Source organism: Oceanobacter sp. 3_MG-2023, from assembly GCF_030688925.1.
Taxonomy (GTDB): domain Bacteria; phylum Pseudomonadota; class Gammaproteobacteria; order Pseudomonadales; family Oceanobacteraceae; genus Oceanobacter.
In genome coordinates this window covers 1-20,012 of sequence record NZ_JAUYVX010000001.1, presented here as the reverse complement: position 1 = coordinate 20,012, position 20,012 = coordinate 1, and the positions used below count along the sequence as shown (strand labels likewise).

At 53.6% G+C, this 20,012-nt stretch carries 19 protein-coding genes; 10 read left to right on the top strand and 9 right to left on the bottom strand.

What is annotated here, in order from left to right; translation table 11 throughout:
* Positions 1–3 precede the first annotated feature (3 nt).
* Positions 4–558: a PspA/IM30 family protein gene (locus Q8W32_RS00095; RefSeq protein WP_305413134.1), complete on the bottom strand. Its 555-nt coding sequence runs from the start codon at positions 556–558 to the stop codon at positions 4–6.
* A 226-nt stretch (positions 559–784) separates the two neighbouring features.
* Between Q8W32_RS00095 and rimO the strand changes: the two genes are divergently transcribed.
* Positions 785–2,200: a 30S ribosomal protein S12 methylthiotransferase RimO gene (gene rimO / locus Q8W32_RS00090; RefSeq protein ID WP_305413132.1), complete on the top strand. Its 1,416-nt coding sequence runs from the start codon at positions 785–787 to the stop codon at positions 2,198–2,200.
* A 57-nt stretch (positions 2,201–2,257) separates the two neighbouring features.
* On the opposite strand, the gene Q8W32_RS00085 is transcribed toward rimO, so the two are convergent.
* On the bottom strand, positions 2,258–2,659 hold the full coding sequence (locus tag Q8W32_RS00085) for a GFA family protein (protein WP_303434392.1): 402 nt from the start codon (positions 2,657–2,659) through the stop codon (positions 2,258–2,260).
* A 468-nt stretch (positions 2,660–3,127) separates the two neighbouring features.
* Between Q8W32_RS00085 and Q8W32_RS00080 the strand changes: the two genes are divergently transcribed.
* Both Q8W32_RS00080 and Q8W32_RS00075 read left to right on the top strand, forming a co-directional pair.
* The gene (locus Q8W32_RS00080) at positions 3,128–3,691 is read left to right on the top strand and encodes a flavodoxin (protein WP_303434391.1); all 564 of its coding nucleotides are present in this window, start codon (positions 3,128–3,130) and stop codon (positions 3,689–3,691) included.
* 219 nt (positions 3,692–3,910) lie between these two features.
* Positions 3,911–4,390: a NifB/NifX family molybdenum-iron cluster-binding protein gene (locus Q8W32_RS00075; protein ID WP_303434390.1), complete on the top strand. Its 480-nt coding sequence runs from the start codon at positions 3,911–3,913 to the stop codon at positions 4,388–4,390.
* Between the two features lie 24 nt (positions 4,391–4,414).
* Here Q8W32_RS00075 and Q8W32_RS00070 read toward each other — a convergent pair whose 3' ends face one another.
* Complete coding sequence (locus Q8W32_RS00070) at positions 4,415–5,425, bottom strand: adenosine deaminase (RefSeq protein ID WP_305413128.1); 1,011 nt, start codon at positions 5,423–5,425, stop codon at positions 4,415–4,417.
* 200 nt (positions 5,426–5,625) lie between these two features.
* Positions 5,626–6,483: a helix-turn-helix domain-containing protein gene (locus Q8W32_RS00065; RefSeq protein WP_305413126.1), complete on the bottom strand. Its 858-nt coding sequence runs from the start codon at positions 6,481–6,483 to the stop codon at positions 5,626–5,628.
* Between the two features lie 127 nt (positions 6,484–6,610).
* On the opposite strand from Q8W32_RS00065, the gene Q8W32_RS00060 reads away from it, so the two are divergent.
* Positions 6,611–8,017, top strand: a complete 1,407-nt coding sequence (locus Q8W32_RS00060; RefSeq protein WP_303434387.1) for an SLC13 family permease — start codon at positions 6,611–6,613, stop codon at positions 8,015–8,017.
* A gap of 116 nt (positions 8,018–8,133) precedes the next feature.
* Here Q8W32_RS00060 and Q8W32_RS00055 read toward each other — a convergent pair whose 3' ends face one another.
* Positions 8,134–9,981 (bottom strand): DEAD/DEAH box helicase, encoded by a 1,848-nt coding sequence (locus Q8W32_RS00055; RefSeq protein WP_305413124.1) that lies wholly within the window; start codon positions 9,979–9,981, stop codon positions 8,134–8,136.
* A 288-nt stretch (positions 9,982–10,269) separates the two neighbouring features.
* Here Q8W32_RS00055 and Q8W32_RS00050 point away from each other — a divergent pair, with 288 nt between their 5' ends.
* Positions 10,270–10,551, top strand: a complete 282-nt coding sequence (locus tag Q8W32_RS00050) for a pyrimidine/purine nucleoside phosphorylase (RefSeq protein ID WP_303434383.1) — start codon at positions 10,270–10,272, stop codon at positions 10,549–10,551.
* A 31-nt stretch (positions 10,552–10,582) separates the two neighbouring features.
* Here Q8W32_RS00050 and Q8W32_RS00045 read toward each other — a convergent pair whose 3' ends face one another.
* On the bottom strand, positions 10,583–13,240 hold the full coding sequence (locus tag Q8W32_RS00045) for a bifunctional diguanylate cyclase/phosphodiesterase (RefSeq protein WP_305413122.1): 2,658 nt from the start codon (positions 13,238–13,240) through the stop codon (positions 10,583–10,585).
* Positions 13,241–13,620: 380 nt separating this feature from the next.
* Here Q8W32_RS00045 and Q8W32_RS00040 point away from each other — a divergent pair, with 380 nt between their 5' ends.
* Positions 13,621–13,875: a DUF3820 family protein gene (locus Q8W32_RS00040; RefSeq protein WP_303434380.1), complete on the top strand. Its 255-nt coding sequence runs from the start codon at positions 13,621–13,623 to the stop codon at positions 13,873–13,875.
* Positions 13,872–14,597 (top strand): GMP synthase, encoded by a 726-nt coding sequence (locus Q8W32_RS00035; protein ID WP_303434378.1) that lies wholly within the window; start codon positions 13,872–13,874, stop codon positions 14,595–14,597. Before Q8W32_RS00040 ends, Q8W32_RS00035 begins: the two co-directional genes overlap by 4 nt.
* Positions 14,598–14,633: 36 nt before the next feature.
* On the opposite strand, the gene Q8W32_RS00030 is transcribed toward Q8W32_RS00035, so the two are convergent.
* Entirely contained in the window at positions 14,634–14,951 is a 318-nt protein-coding gene (locus tag Q8W32_RS00030) for a DUF3301 domain-containing protein (protein ID WP_305413118.1), read from the bottom strand.
* 179 nt (positions 14,952–15,130) lie between these two features.
* Between Q8W32_RS00030 and Q8W32_RS00025 the strand changes: the two genes are divergently transcribed.
* Positions 15,131–15,409 (top strand): peptidylprolyl isomerase, encoded by a 279-nt coding sequence (locus Q8W32_RS00025; protein WP_305413116.1) that lies wholly within the window; start codon positions 15,131–15,133, stop codon positions 15,407–15,409.
* Positions 15,410–15,495: 86 nt separating this feature from the next.
* Positions 15,496–16,662: a S1 RNA-binding domain-containing protein gene (locus Q8W32_RS00020; protein ID WP_305413115.1), complete on the top strand. Its 1,167-nt coding sequence runs from the start codon at positions 15,496–15,498 to the stop codon at positions 16,660–16,662.
* Between the two features lie 491 nt (positions 16,663–17,153).
* Here the strand turns inward: Q8W32_RS00020 and Q8W32_RS00015 are convergent, their stop codons facing one another.
* The gene (locus tag Q8W32_RS00015; RefSeq protein ID WP_305413114.1) at positions 17,154–17,687 is read right to left on the bottom strand and encodes a GNAT family N-acetyltransferase; all 534 of its coding nucleotides are present in this window, start codon (positions 17,685–17,687) and stop codon (positions 17,154–17,156) included.
* Positions 17,684–17,953 (bottom strand): DUF1778 domain-containing protein, encoded by a 270-nt coding sequence (locus tag Q8W32_RS00010; protein WP_303434936.1) that lies wholly within the window; start codon positions 17,951–17,953, stop codon positions 17,684–17,686. Before Q8W32_RS00010 ends, Q8W32_RS00015 begins: the two co-directional genes overlap by 4 nt.
* Positions 17,954–18,499: 546 nt before the next feature.
* Here Q8W32_RS00010 and Q8W32_RS00005 point away from each other — a divergent pair.
* Complete coding sequence (locus tag Q8W32_RS00005) at positions 18,500–19,495, top strand: transposase (RefSeq protein WP_305413113.1); 996 nt, start codon at positions 18,500–18,502, stop codon at positions 19,493–19,495.
* Positions 19,496–20,012 lie beyond the last annotated feature (517 nt).

The window sequence follows — 20,012 nt, the reverse complement described above, 5'->3', positions numbered from 1 at the left end:
CGCTCAACGCTCGCTCGACAATTGATTCAACTCTGATTGATACGCCTCAATACGCTGGGTTAACGCCTGTCGTTGCGACTCATATTGCTCTTTTTGTGCGTTAATCTGATCATCCAGTTGCTGGCGACGATTAACAGCATTGGTACCAGCAATGCCATCGCGGGTTTGCTGCAATGCCGCCAACGCCTGCGTTTGCTGCTGTGACAGCTGCGACAACCTTTTTTGAGCCTGGGCCAGCTGACGCTGCAATACCAGACGCCGATTATTGGCAGTCAGGTTTTTAAGCCCCGGATTATCATCACTGATCTGACGATCCCCGGCACTGGCAGCATCCGGTGACAACAACGCCCCGGTATTCGCCGGTACTTCATACGATTGTGCTTGTTCCGATGGGTAATGATCCGGGCAAGGCATTTGCGAAAACAGCTTTTTACCCGCCGCGTCCGTGCAAATATAATACTCGCCAGCCCATAACGGCTGCACCAGCGATACCCACAGCAACAGTCCGCCCACCACACCTCGCCCGGCCCCGCGTCCTGCATCCACCACTACACTCATTTCCTGTTCCCTCTTTGCGTAACACATCGCCTGCACACCCTTGACCATATTTCTGACAGCCGCCGCGGACAATAGCAGAGCCTCAGCGCGGTTGCAGACTGCCATGACGAGAGCGCTGCAGTCAGGTAAACTGACGCACTTTTTTGAATCAGAGCCCGTCGTGATACTTGTTCTACCCGAACGGTGTCACAGGCTTACTTTTTCCTTCGGCTTACAGAGACGACGCATGACAGACCACTCCGACACAACTCCTTCCGTCACCCCGTCTACCGGCTCAGGGACGGCTGGCCGCAGCGGCAAAGTAGGCTTTGTAAGCCTTGGCTGCCCGAAGGCGCTGGTCGACTCCGAACGCATTCTGACGCAACTGCGCATAGATAACTACGATGTGGTCAACAGCTACGACGATGCCGACGTGGTGGTAGTCAATACCTGCGGTTTTATCGACGACGCCAAACAGGAATCACTGGAAGCCATTCGCGAAGCCATGGCCGAAAACGGCAAGGTGATCGTGACTGGCTGTATGGGCAAGGGCAAAGACGCCGAGACCATCCGCGAACAAAACCCGAATATTCTCGCCATCACCGGCCCCCAGGCCTACGAAGAAGTCATGACCGCCGTCCACGAGTGGGTGCCACCGGTCAGCAAGGAACACGACCCCTTTACCGACCTGCTGCCACCGCAAGGCGTCAAGCTGACCCCGCGTCACTACTCGTACCTGAAAATATCCGAAGGCTGCAACCACAGCTGTACTTTCTGCATTATTCCCGACATGCGCGGCAAACACGTCTCCCGCCCGATTGGAGACGTACTGGACGAAGCCAAACGCCTGGTCGAAGCCGGTACCCGTGAAATCCTGGTGATCTCACAAGACACCTCCGCTTATGGCGTTGACCGTAAATACCGCACCGATTTCTGGAACGGCAAACCGGTTAAAACCCGACTGTTCGACCTGTGTAACGAACTCGGCAATCTCGGTGCCTGGGTACGCCTACACTATGTTTACCCCTACCCCAGCGTTGATGACGTACTGCCGCTGATGGCCGAAGGCAAAATCCTGCCGTACCTGGATATTCCGTTCCAGCACGCCAGCCCACGTATTCTGAAACTGATGAAACGGCCGGCTCACGCTGAGAACACCCTGGAACGGATCAAAAAATGGCGTTCGATTGTCCCTGAACTGGTGATCCGCTCCACCTTTGTGGTGGGTTTTCCCGGTGAAACTGAAGACGACTTCCAGCTGCTGCTCGACTGGCTCGAAGAAGCCGAACTCGACCGCGTCGGTTGTTTCAAATACAGCCCGGTCGACGGTGCCAAAGCCAACGACCTGCCCGACCACGTTGACCCCGAAATCCAGCAACAACGCTTCGACCGCTTTATGCAAACCCAGCAAGTTATCAGCACCCGCAAACTGGCCCGCAAGATTGGTCAGCGAATGCCGGTTATTATTGATGAGATCGACGACGAAGGGGCCGTTGGCCGCACCATGGGCGACGCCCCCAATATCGACGGCATGGTGTACCTGAACGAATTCCATGAGTGCGAACCCGGCGATATCATCGACGTGGAAATCGAACACGCCGATGAATACGACTTGTGGGGCTCACCCGTTATGGAAGCACCACAAAGCCGGATCGATGACTGAGCCTGGCTCCCAGCGTCATAACAACGAGCCGCTGCGTCCTCACGGCGGCTCGTTAGTTCAATCGGGCAGCCCATCGAACTTCGCCACCTCCTCCAAGCCCTCTTCCCAGGTCGCTTTGCTGGATAAAAAGAGATGCGCGGTTGGTAACATGGTGATGTCCGTGTCCAGACACCCTGCTGGAACAACAAGCAAACCTGCGCTCTGAGTGCAGGGTAATGCGGAACCACAACGCTGACAAAAACTCTTGTTATGGCGAGTGCCGGGAAGCGTAAAAGAGGTCACAGCCTCGGCTCCCGACTGCCAGACCAATTCAGCGGTATAAGAAAACAGATTGGCCGCATAAGCCGACCCTGTGTCTTTTTGGCAGTGCTGGCAATGACACAAATAAAAACGATCAAACTCACCGGTTATGGTAAAACTCACAGCGCCACACAGGCACGAACCCGAATAATTCGTCATCAGCACTCCTTCCATGGTTATGGTTATGGTTATGGTTATGGTTATGGTTATGGTTAGCAGGGAAAACAGTTAACGCCTGCCGCTGGGCAGGCTTCGGTAATGGTATCCCCTTTGATCCCTCAGCAAGGATACACTTTGTGTTTGAACTCTGGAGTAACAACCAGACGTTTTCTGTTTATAAACCTTCCTTTGTTGAAATAACGCAACCTGCCCCTGCCATCCGCACACCTGCCATCCGTGCCCATGGATACATGCCCGGGTTACTGAACTGCGACATTGTTATATTCAATACATATTCGAGTCGGCTAGCGTACATGACTGGCCTGCTCCGGGTTCACCAGCATGCCGGTCGCGACAGCGCCAGGCCACAGCCTGCCAGCCCTGCAGGCACAATCGGTGGTTATCCTTGTTCTGGTTTTTATCTTGCAGGTGCCATGTCATCCACGCATCCAGCAGAGGCATTCAGCTATGAATCAAGTAGGCATCTTTTTTGGTACGGACACCGGTACAACCCGCCTGATCGGGAAAAAAATGGCCAAATTACTGGGCGATGAACTCGCGGCCAAGCCGTTGAACATCAACCGGGCCAGCCTCGACGACCTGCTGCAATATCCAGCCCTGATTATCGGCACAGCGACTTATGCTGAAGGGCAATTGCCTGGCACCGCCACCAATATCCGCAGTGGCAGCTGGCTGGATTTTTTGCCACAACTGGAAGGGGCCGATTTCAGCGGTAAAACGGTCGCGATTTATGGGTTGGGTAACCAGGTCAAATACGGCGATCGTTATTGCGATGCCATGTTTGAGTTATACAGCCTGTTCAAGGGCCTGGGTGCCAACATCATTGGTAGCTGGAGTACCGATGGCTACCTTTATTCGCATTCCAGAGCCGTCATCGATAACCGCTTTGTCGGCCTCGCCCTCGACAATAAAAATCAAGGGCTGGAAACCGAACAACGCATGCGAGGCTGGATCAGCCAGATCAAACCGGAACTCCAGGCCGCTCTGGAGCACAACACCGCTCTTGCCTGAGTCGTTTTCGTGAGCTGCCTGGCGGACAGGCTTTTGTCGCAAAGCCGACAAAAACCTGTCCGCTGCCATACATCACCGCCTCAATGCTCCTTCTTTAAATAATAAGCTTTTGATTTTATTAGAATAAATATTCCTCTGTCGCTCCGCCTTATGGCCTGCTGCTTGCAACTTCTGTCAGCAGAGCCCCAGTATGATTGAGCCTTCAGCAGCGGAGAGAGTATGAACGAATTGACAAGTGTCGCCTGTGTCGCCGACGTACCAGCGGACCCCCAATCCATACTGGTTGCCTTCGCCTCGATGGATGGCGATATGGTTGATCAACACTTTGGCTCGGCCCAGGCGTTTTATCTGTTTGCGGTAAACGCGGACTCGGCCGAACTGCTGGCCAGCCAATCCTTTGGCTACGAAAAGAAAGATGGTAACGAAGACAAATTGAAGCCCAAGCTGTCCTGGTTGGTCGGAGCCGACGTTGTCTACTGTGGTTCGATTGGCGGGTCAGCCTCCCGACAACTGATCGCGCTGGGAATCAACCCGATCAAGGTCAGTGGTGGGCCGGATGTGGAAGATCTGATTGCCGACATCCAGCAGCAGTTAAACGGCACGCCAGAGTTCTGGCTGGCCAAGATCATCAAAGACAAATCCCAGAACAAAACCGATAGCCGCTTTGATGATATGGATGACGAAGGCTGGGACGGCTAAACCACCGCCCGCCTTGTTGCTGCATTAGCCAGCGGCGTACTGCTGCAACTGCTGCTCAAATGCCTGTTTGTCGGTATCACTCAGGAAGCTGGCCCGGAAGCTGTTCGCCGCCAGTTGCACGGCTTGCGCCTTGGTCATACCCAGGTCGTCGGCCAGTGCGGTGAAATTTTCATTGATAAAACCACCAAAATACGTGGGATCATCCGAATTTACCGTCACACACAGGCCCTGCTCCAGCATGGCCAGAATATTGTGGTCAGCCATGGTGTCGAACACCCTCAAACGCACGTTAGATAATGGGCATACTGTCATCGGCACCTGCTCGTCAATCAAGCGTTGTACCAGGGCAGCGTCTTCCACACTGCGCACACCATGATCCACACGATCCACTTTCAGTATATCCAGCGCTCCCCAGATATATTCCGGCGGCCCTTCTTCTCCGGCATGGGCAATCAGCTGATAGCCTTGATCTTTGGCGGCCTGATACAGGCGGGCAAATTTTTCCGGTGGATTGCCTTGCTCGGCACTGGCCAGGCCGATGGCGACAAAATCATCGCGATACGGCTTTACGCTTTCCAGCATGGCCAGGCCTTCCTCTTCACTCAGATGGCGCAGCAGGCTCAGAATCATCAGCGCCGACTGGCCCCACTCTGCCTTGGCATCCTGAATCGCTGCCCGAAAGCCGTTTAATACGGTTTCAACCGCCACGCCATGAGGCAGGTAGGTCTGAGGCTCTACCATGATCTCGGTATGAACAATATGCTGCTCACGGCACTTATCCAGGTAGTCCTTCATCAGGTGGTAAAAGTCTTCCTCATCACGCAGAACCGAAGCGCCGAGGTAATACAAATCCAGAAAGCTTTGCAGATCCTGAAAGTTATAAGCAGCCTCGACCGACGCCACGCTGTCGTAAGGAATCGCCACTCCGTTTTTGGCGGCTAACTGCAGCAGGCGGCTGGCCTGCAGGCTACCGTCGATGTGCAAATGGAGTTCTGCTTTTGGCATGGCGCACAGCCATTGATTGAAATCAGTCATGTTGCTCTGTCGGTTGCCTCAATTACAAAAAAACAATCGCCTAAAAAGACGCGACCATCAAGCCGGTTATTGTCTCGTGCCCGGCGTAACAGAACCAGTCGGTCAGTCGAGGAATCTGCCAGAAAGACAGGATCGTCCAGTTTGTTGACCAGTCGGTCAGCACCTTGGCCAGCATCACTATCGCTATACAGGCAGAATACTCAGGCACCGCCCTGATGGGCAAAGCGTTGGGGCGGCTGCCCAAAATAACGCCGGAAAGCGGCCACAAATGCGCTGCTGCTGGCATAACCCAACGACAGTGCAATGGCTGCACTGCTCTCGCCTTTACCCAGTCGTTGCACCGCTTCCATCAGTCGCAAGCGTGCCCGCCACTGGCGAAAACTCAGCCCCGCTTCACTGCGAAACAAGCGTTCCAGGGTACGGGGACTGGCCCCGGCAACGGTGGCCAATTGCGGTAATGAACGACTGTCAGCCGGGTTGTTGATCAGGATGTTCATCACTGCCAGCAGACGTCTGTCCTGGCCAACAGGCAGGTGTAACGGTGACGTTTCCAGACCGGCCAGTTCGTCCAGCAACACCTGAATCAGGCGGGCCGGTTTGCCTTGTGCCGGTACCGACAAGTCAAACGTCAGAAGCCTCAGAATCAGTTCACGTAACAGCGGCGTCACCGACATCACCTGACAGACATCCGGCAAACGCTCACACACCGAAGGGTCGACAAACAAATACCGGATGGAAGCCGGGCTGACCACCAGAATTTCATGGCGCAAGCCACCCGTAATCCAGACCGCATGACTCGGTGGTACCAGCCAGCTACCGGCGTCGGTATTAACCCGCAAGACGCCGGTGGCGGCCCAGGCCAGTTGCCCCCGCACATGTTCATGCGGCAATCGTAACGAGCCGGATGGCAGGTCTTCATCCAGATACAGCACCGGCCGCTGTGGGTCGAGGCAGCTGCTCATTTGTCGACCAAACCCTTCCACCAGACACCGCGTATCAGGGTGCGATGACTCAGCCAGCTGATGATGGGCCAATCCTGGCGTAATTTCGATATTCATTGGCGTTCTGTCGTCTTTTTACACAAACAAAGCGTGACACAATAGTCGCTGTATTCGCAACACCTACTCTCGGTACCGGTATCAGTACCGACAGATGTAATAGACGCAATAAATGGAGCAACATCCGGTGTTACTCAAACATCCCAAATATTTGTTTTTACTGGTTATGGCAGGGCTGGCAACCTTTGTACTGCTCTCCCCACTGGACTCGCTTGACAGTACCCAGAATCAGACTCTGGCGCTGGTGCTGCTGATTATTCCGCTCTGGTCGACCAGTGTGATTCCAGAATTTCTGACAGCGCTGATTTTTTTTCTGGTGGTGATTCTGTGTGATCTGGCCACTCCGATTGATGTGTTCTCGGGCTTTGCCTCCACCGCGCTGTGGCTGATTTTTGCTGGTACCGTTATCGGAATGGGCATCAAGAATACCGGCCTGGGAGATCGTCTCGCCCGTGTTCTGCAAACCTTGCTGGCTGGCAGTTATCAACGACTGATTATTGGCCTGGTTATAATGAGCCTGCTGCTTGGCTTTTTAATGCCGTCCTCAATGGGGCGACTGGTCATGATGCTGCCGATTGTCATGGCACTGGCCAGCCGGCTTGGCTTTCAGCCCGGCAGCCCTGGGCGCTCCGGCATTCTGATCGCGGTAGCTATTGGCTCTCATATCCCGACCGTTTCCATTCTTCCGGCCAATATCCCCAATATGGTACTGAGTGGCGCGGCCGATTCGCTGTACGGTATCCAGTTTGGTTTTACCGATTTTCTGCTGTTGCACTTTCCGGTGCTGGGAGTGGCCAAATCCGCCCTGTTGATCGCGATTATTCTCTGGGCGTATCCAGCACGGGAATCGAATCTGATTTTGGCGCAAGGCCATTCTGCCCGCACATCACCGTCAGACCAAGCGCCGTTGACCGGAGCACAGCGGCATATGCTGGCGATTATCACCATTGCGCTGGGCTTCTGGCTGACCGATAGCTGGCACGGTGTGAATCCTGCCTGGGTTGGGTTGGCCGCGGCCATTATTCTGCTGCTGCCTCGCATCGGCCTGGTGGATGCCGAGAAATTCAATATGAACGTTACCATGCTGGTATTTATTGCCGGGATACTTGGCATCGGGGCGCTGATCAACAGCAGCGGCCTGGGACAGTGGCTTGGGCAACAACTGGAATACGCCATGCCCATGGTCCCCGGCGAGCATTTCCGTAACTATTTATCCCTGGCTGCCACGGCGTTTCTGTCTACCCTGCCAACCACACAGGCCGGTACTCCGGCCATGCTGGCACCGATGGCTCAGCATCTGGCGGATTCGTCCGGCTTTGCGCTGGAGACGGTATTGATGACTCAGGTATTGGGCTATTCCAGCATTATGTTCCCCTATCAGTCGGGGCCATTATTGCTGACCGTTGGTATGACCGGGGAGTCGGTCGGTCGCATTCTCAAGGTACAGCTGCCGCTGTCACTGGCGAGTCTGCTGATATTGATACCGCTGGATTATTTCTGGTGGGATTTTCTGGGCATGTTTGAGCCGTTATAGGCTCTGCTGCCAGCAACACACTCCCCCTGTAACGCAAAAAACCGGAGGCCTCGCGGCATCCGGTTTTTTATGATCAGCCAATAGCAGTCAATATGGCGCTATCAACCCAGGGCTGATTAACCCTGGCTGCTGTTGCTCTTGCGTGGTGGACGGCTGTTACGGGCAGCACCTTCCGGACGACGGCTGTCACGACGCGGTGCATCACCACGACGATTGTCGTTACGACCACGACGCGGCGCTGCACCGTCCGGTGCCAGAGCCAGCTCAGAACGGTAAGGACGAATCCCCAGTGCCTGGCCACAAACCCGTGCCTTGCGCAAAACGGCCATGGCCGGTTCTGGCATGCCATCGGGCAGATCAACAACAGAATACTGTTCGAAGATCTCGATATGACCAATAAAGGCACTTTCCAGATCCGCTTCGTTGGCGATGGCACCGACCAGGTTACCAGGCTTGAGGCCATGGTCGTAACCAACACCCACCCAAAAGCGCTGCATATCCACGTCCGGCTTGCCTTTTAATGGCTTGGCACGAACATCAGGTGCGGCTTTACGGGGTTCGCGCTGTTGACGCGGAGAGCGTTCATTGCGGTCGTTACGATCACGCGGCTCGCGGGTATCACGACGGGCACGCAGGTCTTCGTTTTCGTCCAGGAATAACGGCTTGTCGCCCTGCGTCAGTTTTGCCAGTGCGGCAGCCAGATCCAGTGGGTCGACTTCGTGTTCCTGTTGCAGGGATTCAACCATCTCACGATAGAAGGTATTTTTCTCTGGGTTAATGGCCGCCATAATACGTTCCTGGAAACGTGACTTACGTTTGGCATTAACATCTTTTGCGGTTGGCAGCTGCATTTCTTCAATTTGCTGACGGGTCGCACGTTCGATATCGCGCAACATGCGTTTTTCACGACCACGAACAAAAGCAATGGCGGCACCTTCACGTCCGGCACGGCCAGTACGGCCAATACGGTGAACGTAAGATTCCGTGTCTTGCGGAATATCGTAGTTGATTACGTGAGAAATACGCTCAACGTCGAGACCACGTGCGGCAACATCCGTCGCGACAATCATATCCAGACGGCCAGCTTTCAGTTTCTCAACCGCTTTTTCACGCAATTGCTGTGGAATATCGCCGTTCAGCGGTGCACAACGGAAACCGTGTTGCTGCATGAATTCGGCCACTTCTTCAGTCGCCTGTTTGGTGCGTACAAACACCATCATGGCATCAAAGTCTTCCACTTCGGCGATGCGCAACAAGGCATCGTTCTTGTGGGCGCCATTCACAAACCAGTAACGCTGGGAAATATTCGAGTTGGTGGTGGTTTTGTTCTGGATCTTGACCTGTACCGGATCTTTCAGGTGCGTTTCGGCAACCCGCTGAATCTCTTTCGGCATGGTCGCAGAGAACAAGGCAACCTGACGGGTGCGTGGTGTGTGTTCCAGAATCCAGTTAACGTCGTCGATAAAGCCCATACGCAGCATTTCATCGGCTTCGTCCAGTACCACAGCCTTGATATCGGCCAGGTTCAGACTGCCACGACGCAGGTGGTCCATTACACGACCCGGCGTGCCAACAACCCACTGAGGGCCACGTTTCAGGTCACGCAACTGCATACCGTAATCGGTACCACCATAAATAGCGGTGACGTTCACGCCATCAACATGACGGCTGTAAGTCTTGATGGCTTCAGAGACTTGCTGAGCCAGCTCACGGGTAGGTGCCAGCACCAGTACCTGTGGTGTTTTATGGTCGGCTTGGGTACGTGCCAGCAATGGCAATGCAAAAGCGGCGGTTTTACCGGTACCGGTCTGAGCCATACCCAGTACGTCTTGACCAGCCAGTAAAGGCGGAATACCAGCGGCTTGAATCGGTGATGGTGCTTCGTAGCCCAGTTCTTCCAGGGTACGCAGGATAGTAAAAGGCAGGCCCAGGCTGGCGAAACCAGCGGGTGTCGTATCGGTCATATATTACCTATAGCAGTACAGAGGCAGGGCGTTGGCCGTGTCTTTCAGAACAATGTCTGAACTGTGAGCTGATTCCTGCACCAATCGGTAGTGATGGTGGTCTCTGGTATCAACTATCTGCATTCGGCCTGGCCCGACATGTTTGTTTGTCGAAAGGGTGGCGGACTATACAGGATAGAAAAAATAATTTCCTGCTATTTCTTGCCTGTGTAACAAGATTTACACGCTATTCTGCTTTCGGCGGCAACTCGCTATACTCCCGGCTCATTTATTTGCGGAGTAAACCTGATGCTGAAAGTGAACCAGTATTTTGATGGCAAGGTCGCCTCAATTGGCTTGCAAACAAGCACCCTGCCAGCCACCGTTGGCGTCATGCTGCCGGGCGAATACGAATTTGGCACCAGCCAGAACGAAGTCATGACTGTCGTTTCCGGCGCCATCGAAACCCTGTTGCCGGGTGAATCAGAATGGCAGACTTTTGCCCAGGGTGAATCCTTTGCGATTGCGGCCAACCAGAAATTCCAGGTTCGTATCGCGGTCGACACCGCTTACTTCTGCACCTACGAGTAACCCTGTCGGCCTGCCGGGTCGCCCGTTCGATTTATTCAGATGGCGGCCCGGTTGGTAACGCAACCAACATCCTTTCGATACTTTCAGGATCCAGCGCCTGGTCATACCAGAACCCCTGATGCACCACGCAGCCGGAGCGACTCAGGAAATCCGCCTGATAGACATTCTCAACCCCTTCCGCCACCAGCCCAAAACTCAGTTCTTGTGCCATTCTAACAATCGTTCGGGCAATCACCCGATTATCCCCAGCGTTGTCTACCCCGGCGACCAGACTGCGATCGATCTTCAGTTTCTGCAAGGGAAACCGGTGCAAGTAACCCAGCGATGAATAGCCGGTACCAAAATCATCAATCACCAGGCCAATACCCAACCTGTTGATGGCTGCAATCAACGCCAACACCTGTGGCGTTGGCTCCAACAAGGCTTCTTCCGTCAATTCTATTTCGATGTCACCGGCTTGTAAGTCAAATCGCTCAACCAGGGATTGCAGGTGCTCCAGCAAATTACCCGCCACAAAACTTTGCTGCGACACATTAACCGCCACCGGTACCACCGCCAGCCCCTGATCCCGCCATTGCCAGATCTGCAGCGCGGCCTGTTGCAGGCTAAAGCGGTCAACCTCCAGCATCAGCCCGGCATCATGGGCATGACTCAAAAACCGGTCGGGTAACAACAGGCCTTCTTGCGGGTGTTGCCAGCGAATCAGCGCCTCCAGCCCCACCAGAGCCCCTGTTGTGGCGTTCACCTGGGGTTGATAAAACAGTCGCAACGCCTGGCCATCCTGCAACGCCACCCGCAACTGGTTGATCCGCTCCAGCCGGGCAGCAGCCCTCAGCGTCATATCATTATGGTAATAACACACCGAATCACGCCCACTGCGCTTGGCAGCATGCAAGGCGGTATCGGCATTGTTCAATAGCTGCAAGGCGGTGTCGCCGTGTTGTGGGTACAAGGCTACCCCCAGGCAAACACTGACATAAACTTCAAAGCCGGCATCCAGGTCGTAGCATTGCTGCTTCAACTGACGGATACGCTGAATCACGTCCGTGGCATCATCGGCACAAGACAGGTTCGGGATCAGTACACAAAACTCATCACTGCCCAGCCGGGCCAGATTGCCGTGTTCCAGGCCACAACGTACCAAACGCTGGCCAAACGCTTTCAGTAATTTATCACCGTACCCATGGCCAAGGCTGTCGTTCACCGGCTTGAAGTCGTCGATATTGATGACCACAACACCAACCTGAAGACTCTGCGGGTGCTGCCCGATCAGTACTGCGATCGCCGCATCGATCCGTTGCAACGCCAGATTACGATCAGGCAGACCGGTGAGTGCATCACAACTTCCCTGCCGGATCGCTGGCATCGCCGGTGCCGGATCGGTCACAACCCCTTGCAGCAACACCGCCAGATAACGCACCGATGCTCCCTCCTGACGTATGGCTGTCACCCGCACCTGATAAGTCACCGGATCACCCGACACATGCTGGCTACGAACCTCACCAACCCAGCTACCAGAGCGACAGCTGCGGATCAGGACATGACGATAAAAAGCGGGAGGATGGCGGGATACATGATGGTTTTTCACGTGCTGCCCGGCCAGTGCTTCGGCGCTGTAGCCGGTCATGCGACAAAATGCCGGATTCACAAATTCGACCAGCCCGACACTGGACAGCACCATCACCCCTTCGGTCATTTGTTCGATCACATGGTGATAAAGCGGCAACTGATTCTCCAGCTGGCGAGTCAAGCCAACCTCCTGAATCAATCCATGACGCCATAATTCACCGTTGACCTGACGCTCTACATTGGATCGCACCAGCACACGACGCTGACGACCATCCGGCAGCAGCAGCCGGCATTCCAATTGGTAACCCTCCCCCAAAGCCAGGCTGGAGGTAATCTGATCCAGAACCCGTTGCCGGTCGTCCGGGTGCAGACAACGCGCCAGATACGGTAGATGAATGGCATCATTTTCCTGTAATCCAAAAATCTGTTTGAGCTGCGGCGAGACCCGCAACAGCTTGGTCGCCGGGTAAAAGTCCCAACTCCCGGTGCCGGACAAATGCTCTTTTTCTGCCACTCGCTGCAACTGGCATTGCAGCGCCGCATCCAGCACCCCGACATCCGTAAAAACCACCGCCATATGTGCCAGCGTCAACAAGGCCGACCGGCCTTCCCTCGACAGCACCAGGTCATCCAGCTCGAACGCAAATGCCATCACGGCTTTAAGCTTGCCCTGATTGATCAGTGGCAACACCAGACCCGGCTTGCCGCCCAACAGGTATTGCCAGTCTGACATCGACTGACCTGCCAGCACCTCCTGACAGTGATAGATATCCGGCAGCTCTGTGGCAGACGACATCAGGGCATCCAGCGAAAACCCGGCCAGCCGCTCACGTACCGGCTCTGGACCTTGCTGGCTTGCCACCGCCTCGATACGGCCATTCTGGCCACCGCCCGGCATTAACACCAGCAACAGGGCATCCGCAGCCTCAATGGCATCGGCCACCAGAAACAACATGCTTTCCAGATCACCCTGAACCGTGTCTCCCTTGCTGGCAACAAACGCACGGGCGCAACGCTCGGCAGTCTGGCACAAACGACGATTACGATGACGCTGGCGGGTGTATTCCTCCCCCGCCTTGTTCAAATCGGCTGGAGCGGATTCGGATAAATATCTGACCACTGTTATTCTCCTGCTGGCAATTCAGTGAGCGAGCTGCCATCCATAAAAATACTATCTGGTGATTTGATTGCCAGTACACTGACCATCAGGAACTCACCTGTTCGCCTGACAGAACAGTCTTTCAGCCACTGAAAATATATACTGTACGACTGATCAGCATTCAGTTATATAACAAAATTAACCACATGCGCCTACTTAAACAGCATAAAGAGTTCTATCAAAAAACAGCCTCGACCAGCTAATTACGGTTACCAGACCCCTGCTATCTTTGCTAATTTATGTAACAGCGACATAACAGCCACGCCACCAGGCACGGTTTATACGGCCTGACACAGCGCCCACATAACAAGATCGTCCGCCACCTAGCGAGAAGATGCACCATGTTCGACAAAACCGATCTGATTCGGCTGATTTCCAATACCATGCCATTTGGCAAATATCAGGGCCGGGTCCTGATGGACTTACCGGAAGAATATTTACTCTGGTTCGTTAACAAAGGCTTACCCGACGGTGAACTGGGCAGATTGATGGCTTTGGCACTGGAAATCCGGATCAACGGCCTGGAAGACTTACTGACCCCTTTGCGGCAGTCGGTCCAGCCCACACCCAACACGCAACAGGAAATACGACATTGATACGGCTTGGCCTGCTCGAAACGGATGAGCTGTACCCCGACCTGGTAGCCGACTACCATTCCTACGGGCGTATGTTCGAACGGTTTTTTCGCGCTATCGACAGCGCACAAGACTGGGAATTCCGTTATTACCGCGTTACTCGGGGAGAATTGCCCGCAACGCTGGATGAGTGTGACGCCTTTCTGATTACCGGTTCCAAAACCGGCGTCTACGATGAGGTTGACTGGCTGGCTCCCCTGACACTCTGGGTGCAGCAGGCGTATGCCGCACACAAGCCCCTGATCGGCATCTGTTTTGGCCACCAGCTGTTGGCTCATACTCTTGGAGGCATTGCGGCCCGCAGCGACCGTGGCTGGGGGATTGGTGTTCGTAGCAGCCAAGTCATGACGCAACCGGAATGGAGTTGCCACTCGGCAGAACAGTTCCGGCTGATCTACAGCCACCGTGACCAGGTTGAACAACTGCCAGCTCGCGCCACCCGACTGGCCTGCTGTCACTTCTGCCCGAACGCAGCCTTCTATATCGACAACCGGGTACTGGCTTTTCAAGGGCACCCGGAATTTACCGCAGAGTACACGCGCCGCCTGTTACCCCGCCGCCAGCGGTGCATCGGCGAATCCCGCTTTCAATCAGGCATGGCCACGCTGACACAGCCCACCGACACTCGCCTGGTTGGTCAATGGATGCTGGATTTTCTAACCAACCAAACAACCCGTCCCTGATCCGGGCTATCCGGCTTATCAACACCAGCCAACCCGTCAGGTTCGGTAAGCCGTCATCTCGATCGATTGCAACGTCAGGCCTCGCATATGCACCTTACCGGTGTAGCGGTGCTCCCCGGTTGAACTGAATTCAAAACCATAACAGCGCTGCCAAACCAGCAAGCGATTGCGATCGACAACAGGCTTCATACTCTCCAGCACCAGGGTATCATCCAGCCACTGCACGCCGTCGGCCTTGCAACGCTGGCGGACATGTTTATGCGCCAGCAAGCGCACTTTTTGCTGCACCGCCCAGCCCCACCAGATCATTGCCAGCAAAAGCAGAACCACCAGCCCATCCAGAGTTATTCCCACCGTCAGACACCTCGTTTGTTTCAGGTCGTACCTACCACCGGCCGCCAGTGTGCCCGGCAAGTGCCAGCGATTCAATCGTATTCAAATCCCAGCCATCCCCACCGTCCGAGCTGATTTCTGCTATTCTATGCGGCTGCCAACACCACCCTGTCATCGTCCTGTTATTTTTGGAGTTACCCATGCCTCGCGCCTGCGCCCGCCATATTCTGGTAAAAACCCGCGAAGAAGCCGACAAACTCAAGGCCCAACTGGATAAAGGCGCTGACTTCTCACGCCTGGCGCAAAAGTTTTCCCAGTGTCCATCCAAAAAAAATGGCGGCAGCCTCGGCGAATTCAACAAGGGTGATATGGTCAAAGCCTTTGACGATGTGGTTTTCAAAGGGCCAGTACTCAAGGTTCAAGGCCCGGTCAAAACCAAATTCGGCTTTCATTTGATTGAAACCATTTATCGCAACTGACCCGCAAGCCACCAAACCAGCAGCGCTGTCAAACAGCCCTCTGTTATTTTATTTATTCTTCGTATTCGCACTGTTGAGACACCACCATGTTACAAGCCGGACTGTTCCATACCCTGACCGTGATCGACCAACAACCCCAGGGGATGTACCTGGATGACGGCTTTGGTGGCAAGGTGTTATTACCCAACCGCCAGGTCCCTGAAGGTACCGCGATTGGCGATTCACTCACGGTGTTTGTGTATCTCGATTCTGAAGATCGCATTATCGCGACCATGCAACGACCGCGCATCCAGCTCGGGCAAGCTGCCTGCCTGGAAGCCATCGATATCAACAACACCGGCGCCTTCCTCGATTGGGGGCTGCCCAAAGACCTGTTTGTGCCCTTTGCTGAGCAGCAACAGCGTATGGAGCAAGGCAAGTCGTACGTGGTGTACCTTACCGAAGACAACACCGGACGCCTGATTGGTAGCGCCAAACTGAATCGTTTTATCAAGGATCAGGCCGTCGCCAACACTATTTACAACAAGGATGCCGAGCCACCGCTTAAAACCGGAGACGCCATCAAGCTATTGCTGGCCCAGCGTACCGATCTCGGTTACAAAGCCATTATCAATCACCAATGGTGGGGACTGCTGCACAACGACGACATTCGTACAGCCGTCCGTATTGGCATGAAACTCGACGGATACGTCAGAAAAGTCCGCGAAGACGGTAAAGTTGATATCAGCCTGGAACGAATTGGCCACCATCGTGCCGACGGCCTGGCAGAACGCATCATGAAAAAGCTGAAAGACAAAGGCGGCGTCTTGCATATCAGCGACCGCAGCCCGGCAGAACTGATTGAGATGCACTTTGGCACCAGCAAACGGGCCTTCAAAATGGCGATTGGCAAACTGTATAAAGAACGCCGCATCCTGATCGAACCAGATAAAATCTGCATAAATGGCGACGGCACCGCCATCGCCGTACCGGCCACCAAACGCCATCATTACAAGCCCACTGCCAAACCGCAGCCAGCACAACAAACAGCGCCAGACCAAAATACCGGTAACGCCAACAGCCACAAAGCACAAGCCAGTGCTGACCAACAACGCCCACACACGTCAGCCGCTGGCAGTAACGACTCCAGATCCAGTGGCAATGCCAATAGCCGCGGTGAAGAAACACAAAAGCCCAAAGCGCCACCTGCGAAAAAAGTCTTTCACAGCAACCGCAAGCCACGGGCTTCGACCATGAAATTAAAAAGAGACTGATTGACAGCGCGGGAAGGGAAGACTCAGGTTGTTCTGGCTGGCGGAACCCGGTGTCTGCCCTGTACCGACCAGCGTGGCGCCATTAAAGCCAGCACCTGCGCTGACAACCTGATTGCCTGATGCAGGTTTCATTTTTGATGATGGGCTGAACCTCTCCTTATGCTTGGGGGTCATCTATTTAATCCTGCACGGCTCTGCACAAGTGTTGCCGTTGTTCAGGGCAAGGCGGCAAATGCAGCAAAATAACGAGCCCTTTTCACACTCGTCAACACCCACTCCTCTGAGTGTGCCAGATCTTCAAACAACCACTTATTCTTTATAAATAACAGCCGATTAGCTATTTTTGGCGACGTTGTGAGTCGCCATAACAGGCAGAATAGGATCTGTGCTTTCTCGTCGGTTATGCCCTAATAACAACTGTTTTATCGGGTGTTTTTATTAGGCATTCCTGTATTGAAAATTATTTTTTGATACTTTTTTATATTCGTAATCTATCGGCTAAAAAGCTGTTCTACGGTTTTCATTGGTAAGAACATACGAATACGGCCACGATGTTCACACAGAACTTCAAAACCAAACTTTGTATAAAATTCCTGCGCTGAATCGGTAAGGCAATCTACAATAATGGCATAAGCTCTCATATAGTGATTAACACCCCAAAGATATTCAAGAGCACGGATCAAACTGACCTTTCCCAACCCAGAACCATGAAATTCCTGATGTACAGCTAACTGAGCTAAAATAAAAACAGGAACTGGATATCCAGGAAGTTTCTTTGCTAATTGTGCGGGCAAGGTTTCTCGACTGATTGAGCCAGGAGCAACGCTGTAAAACGCACAAATTGCATACTTCTGATTAAAAAGTGGCTGAGCCCCAGGTAGAACCATAGTCCGGCTAATGCCCGCTTGCATATGTTTGGCAGCTTGAGTTTTTATAAATATATTCAGTTCTTGCTCACCACAATCAAACGAGTCGCGATCATGCTTAGATTTACTAAGTTCTACGAACTCTTTTCCCCAACTCACTTGATGCCGGTCTCACCTGTGAATTGAGCAGCTTCAAGCAATGCTTGATTCGGTGCTTTTGCTTTGTCACATGCGGCAATGAATTCATCAAAGACACTATCTTTAACCACGATACTTTCGTGCTCTGCGATTACATGTGTTGCATCTTCATCCATAAGCCTAACCACATATTCGGTTAAACTCTTCAAACCAAGTAACGCTGATGCTTTTTCGGCCTTTGCCTTGATCTCTTCATCAAGGCGAATATCTAAACGCGCTGTAGCCATAAGTCCCCCGCGTACGGATGTATTCCGTAATGCTGGAGATTGTAGAGCAAAATCAAAGCGCATTCAATTTGTACGGAAAGTTTCCGGAACCCCTCTCTCAATACAGATCTCAATACAGACACCCACCGATCCTCCCCCGTCTTTCAGGACACCCATTCTAGTACCTTCTCCTGATACCCAACCCGTTGGTTATTGGCCTATTATTTCCCTCATCGCAACAAGGAGAGAAACGATGCCCAAACCCAGAAAACAACAGGTTTCAGTCGAGGCCACCCCCTGGTATCACTGCGTTTCTCGCTGCGTCCGTCGTGCCTTTCTTTGCGGTACAGACCAGCTCTCCGGCGCTTGCTATGAACACCGTCGTGGCTGGCTGGAAGCGCGTTTATTGGCCTCGTCTTTCAGGACACCCACTCTAGGAAGCCTTTCAGAGCCTTTCAGAGCCTTTCAGAGGAGCCTTTCAGGACACCCACTCTAGTACCTTCTCCTGATACCCAACCCGCTGGTTATTGGCCTATTATTTCCCTCATCGCAACAAGGAGAGAAACGATGCCCAAACCCAGAAAACAACAGGTTTCAGTCGAGGCCACCCCTTGGTATCACTGCGTTTCTCGCTGCGTCCGCCGTGCCTTTCTTTGCGGTACAGACCAGTTCTCCGGCGCTTGCTATGAACACCGTCGTGGCTGGCTGGAAGCGCGTTTATTGGCCTTGCCTCAAATATTCGCCATTCAGGTCGCTGCTTATGCGGTGATGTCGAATCATTATCATGTGGTGCTGTTCGTCGATACTGATCAGGCGGTAAGCTGGTCCGAGCTGGACGTGGTGCAGCGTTGGCATCAATTATTCAAGGGTAATCCTCTGTCGCAGCGTTTTGAGCGCGGCGAACCGCTGGCCACAGCCGAACAGGCACGTCTGACAATATTGGTCGAGGAATGGCGTTCGCGCCTGTCAGACATCAGCTGGTTTATGCGAGTTTTGAACGAGGCGATTGCTCGCGAAGCCAATGCGGAAGATGCATGTACCGGTCGCTTCTGGGAGGGAAGATTCAAGTCCCAGGCGCTTTTGGATGAAGCAGCCTTGTTCGCCTGTATGGCTTACGTCGATCTGAACCCCGTCAGAGCAGGCATGGCCAACACGCCGGAAACGTCTGATTACACCTCGATCAAAAGCCGTGCCGAACGTGCCAAAACAGCAGCCGATCCCGATAGCCGAACACAACAGCCGACCTGCTTGTTGCCCTTTGTCCGCAACGCCAAAGAGCAAGAGCTGGCAGGTATCCCCATGCCACTCACCGATTATCTGACGCTGGTTGACGGGACTGGTCGCCTGCTCCGGGCTGACAAACCTGGAGCCATCGAAGCCAGCACAGCCCCGATTCTGGCGCGACTTGGGCTGAAACAGCGTCAGTGGTTGGCGATGACCGAACAGTTTGAACGTTGCTTTTCCACTTTTGCAGGTCGCGAGGATAACGTGCGCCATGCCTGCTCCATTCTGGGCTATCGGAGACCTCCGGGGGTTTACCAAAGCCGCACCATGACCGTCTGATTTTATTCCCCCTCCCCCCTCTCAGACATATTCGGCCATACCGAAGGTTTGCGTTTGGCTTGAATCTTTGAACAGCAGCTGATTCTTTATAAATAACAGCCGATTAGCCATTTTGGGCGGCGTGTGAGTCGCCGTAATAAGCAAAATCTGTGCTTTCTCGTCGGTTATGTCCCAATGATGGCTGTCTGGATAATTATTAATGATGGCTGTCTGGATAATTGATTAGCTATGTCCCAGTGATGGCTGTCTGGATAATTGTGATGGCTGTCTGGATAATTAAGGATAATTAATCAAATAAAGGGATAAACGTCGGGGCTGCATAACTTTCTCCGGGGTGGTGCGTTGGCTGGTGATTGGGCAACAGGTCGGGCGTGAACGCTGGGATCGGGATATCAAGTCATCAAGCATAGTGCTGGATGGATAAACCTGCACACCAGGCTCGGTTCATCAGGCACGGTTGATAATATCGAATTTATACCGTTCATTGTCATCCTGCCTGTACTGTTCTATACGGTTG

What these genes read in the sequence shown, in the direction of transcription:
- Q8W32_RS00065 (WP_305413126.1), bottom strand. Translation starts at nt 6,483, where the DNA reads ATGAATATCGAAATTACGCCAGGATTGGCCCATCATCAGCTGGCTGAG.
- Q8W32_RS00050 (WP_303434383.1), top strand. Translation starts at nt 10,270, where the DNA reads ATGCTGAAAGTGAACCAGTATTTTGATGGCAAGGTCGCCTCAATTGGC.
- Q8W32_RS00075 (WP_303434390.1), top strand. Translation starts at nt 3,911, where the DNA reads ATGAACGAATTGACAAGTGTCGCCTGTGTCGCCGACGTACCAGCGGAC.
- Q8W32_RS00070 (WP_305413128.1), bottom strand. Translation starts at nt 5,425, where the DNA reads ATGACTGATTTCAATCAATGGCTGTGCGCCATGCCAAAAGCAGAACTC.
- Q8W32_RS00010 (WP_303434936.1), bottom strand. Translation starts at nt 17,953, where the DNA reads ATGGCTACAGCGCGTTTAGATATTCGCCTTGATGAAGAGATCAAGGCA.
- Q8W32_RS00055 (WP_305413124.1), bottom strand. Translation starts at nt 9,981, where the DNA reads ATGACCGATACGACACCCGCTGGTTTCGCCAGCCTGGGCCTGCCTTTT.
- Q8W32_RS00005 (WP_305413113.1), top strand. Translation starts at nt 18,500, where the DNA reads ATGCCCAAACCCAGAAAACAACAGGTTTCAGTCGAGGCCACCCCTTGG.
- Q8W32_RS00080 (WP_303434391.1), top strand. Translation starts at nt 3,128, where the DNA reads ATGAATCAAGTAGGCATCTTTTTTGGTACGGACACCGGTACAACCCGC.
- Q8W32_RS00040 (WP_303434380.1), top strand. Translation starts at nt 13,621, where the DNA reads ATGTTCGACAAAACCGATCTGATTCGGCTGATTTCCAATACCATGCCA.
- Q8W32_RS00085 (WP_303434392.1), bottom strand. Translation starts at nt 2,659, where the DNA reads ATGACGAATTATTCGGGTTCGTGCCTGTGTGGCGCTGTGAGTTTTACC.
- Q8W32_RS00095 (WP_305413134.1), bottom strand. Translation starts at nt 558, where the DNA reads ATGAGTGTAGTGGTGGATGCAGGACGCGGGGCCGGGCGAGGTGTGGTG.
- rimO (WP_305413132.1), top strand. Translation starts at nt 785, where the DNA reads ATGACAGACCACTCCGACACAACTCCTTCCGTCACCCCGTCTACCGGC.
- Q8W32_RS00020 (WP_305413115.1), top strand. Translation starts at nt 15,496, where the DNA reads ATGTTACAAGCCGGACTGTTCCATACCCTGACCGTGATCGACCAACAA.
- Q8W32_RS00025 (WP_305413116.1), top strand. Translation starts at nt 15,131, where the DNA reads ATGCCTCGCGCCTGCGCCCGCCATATTCTGGTAAAAACCCGCGAAGAA.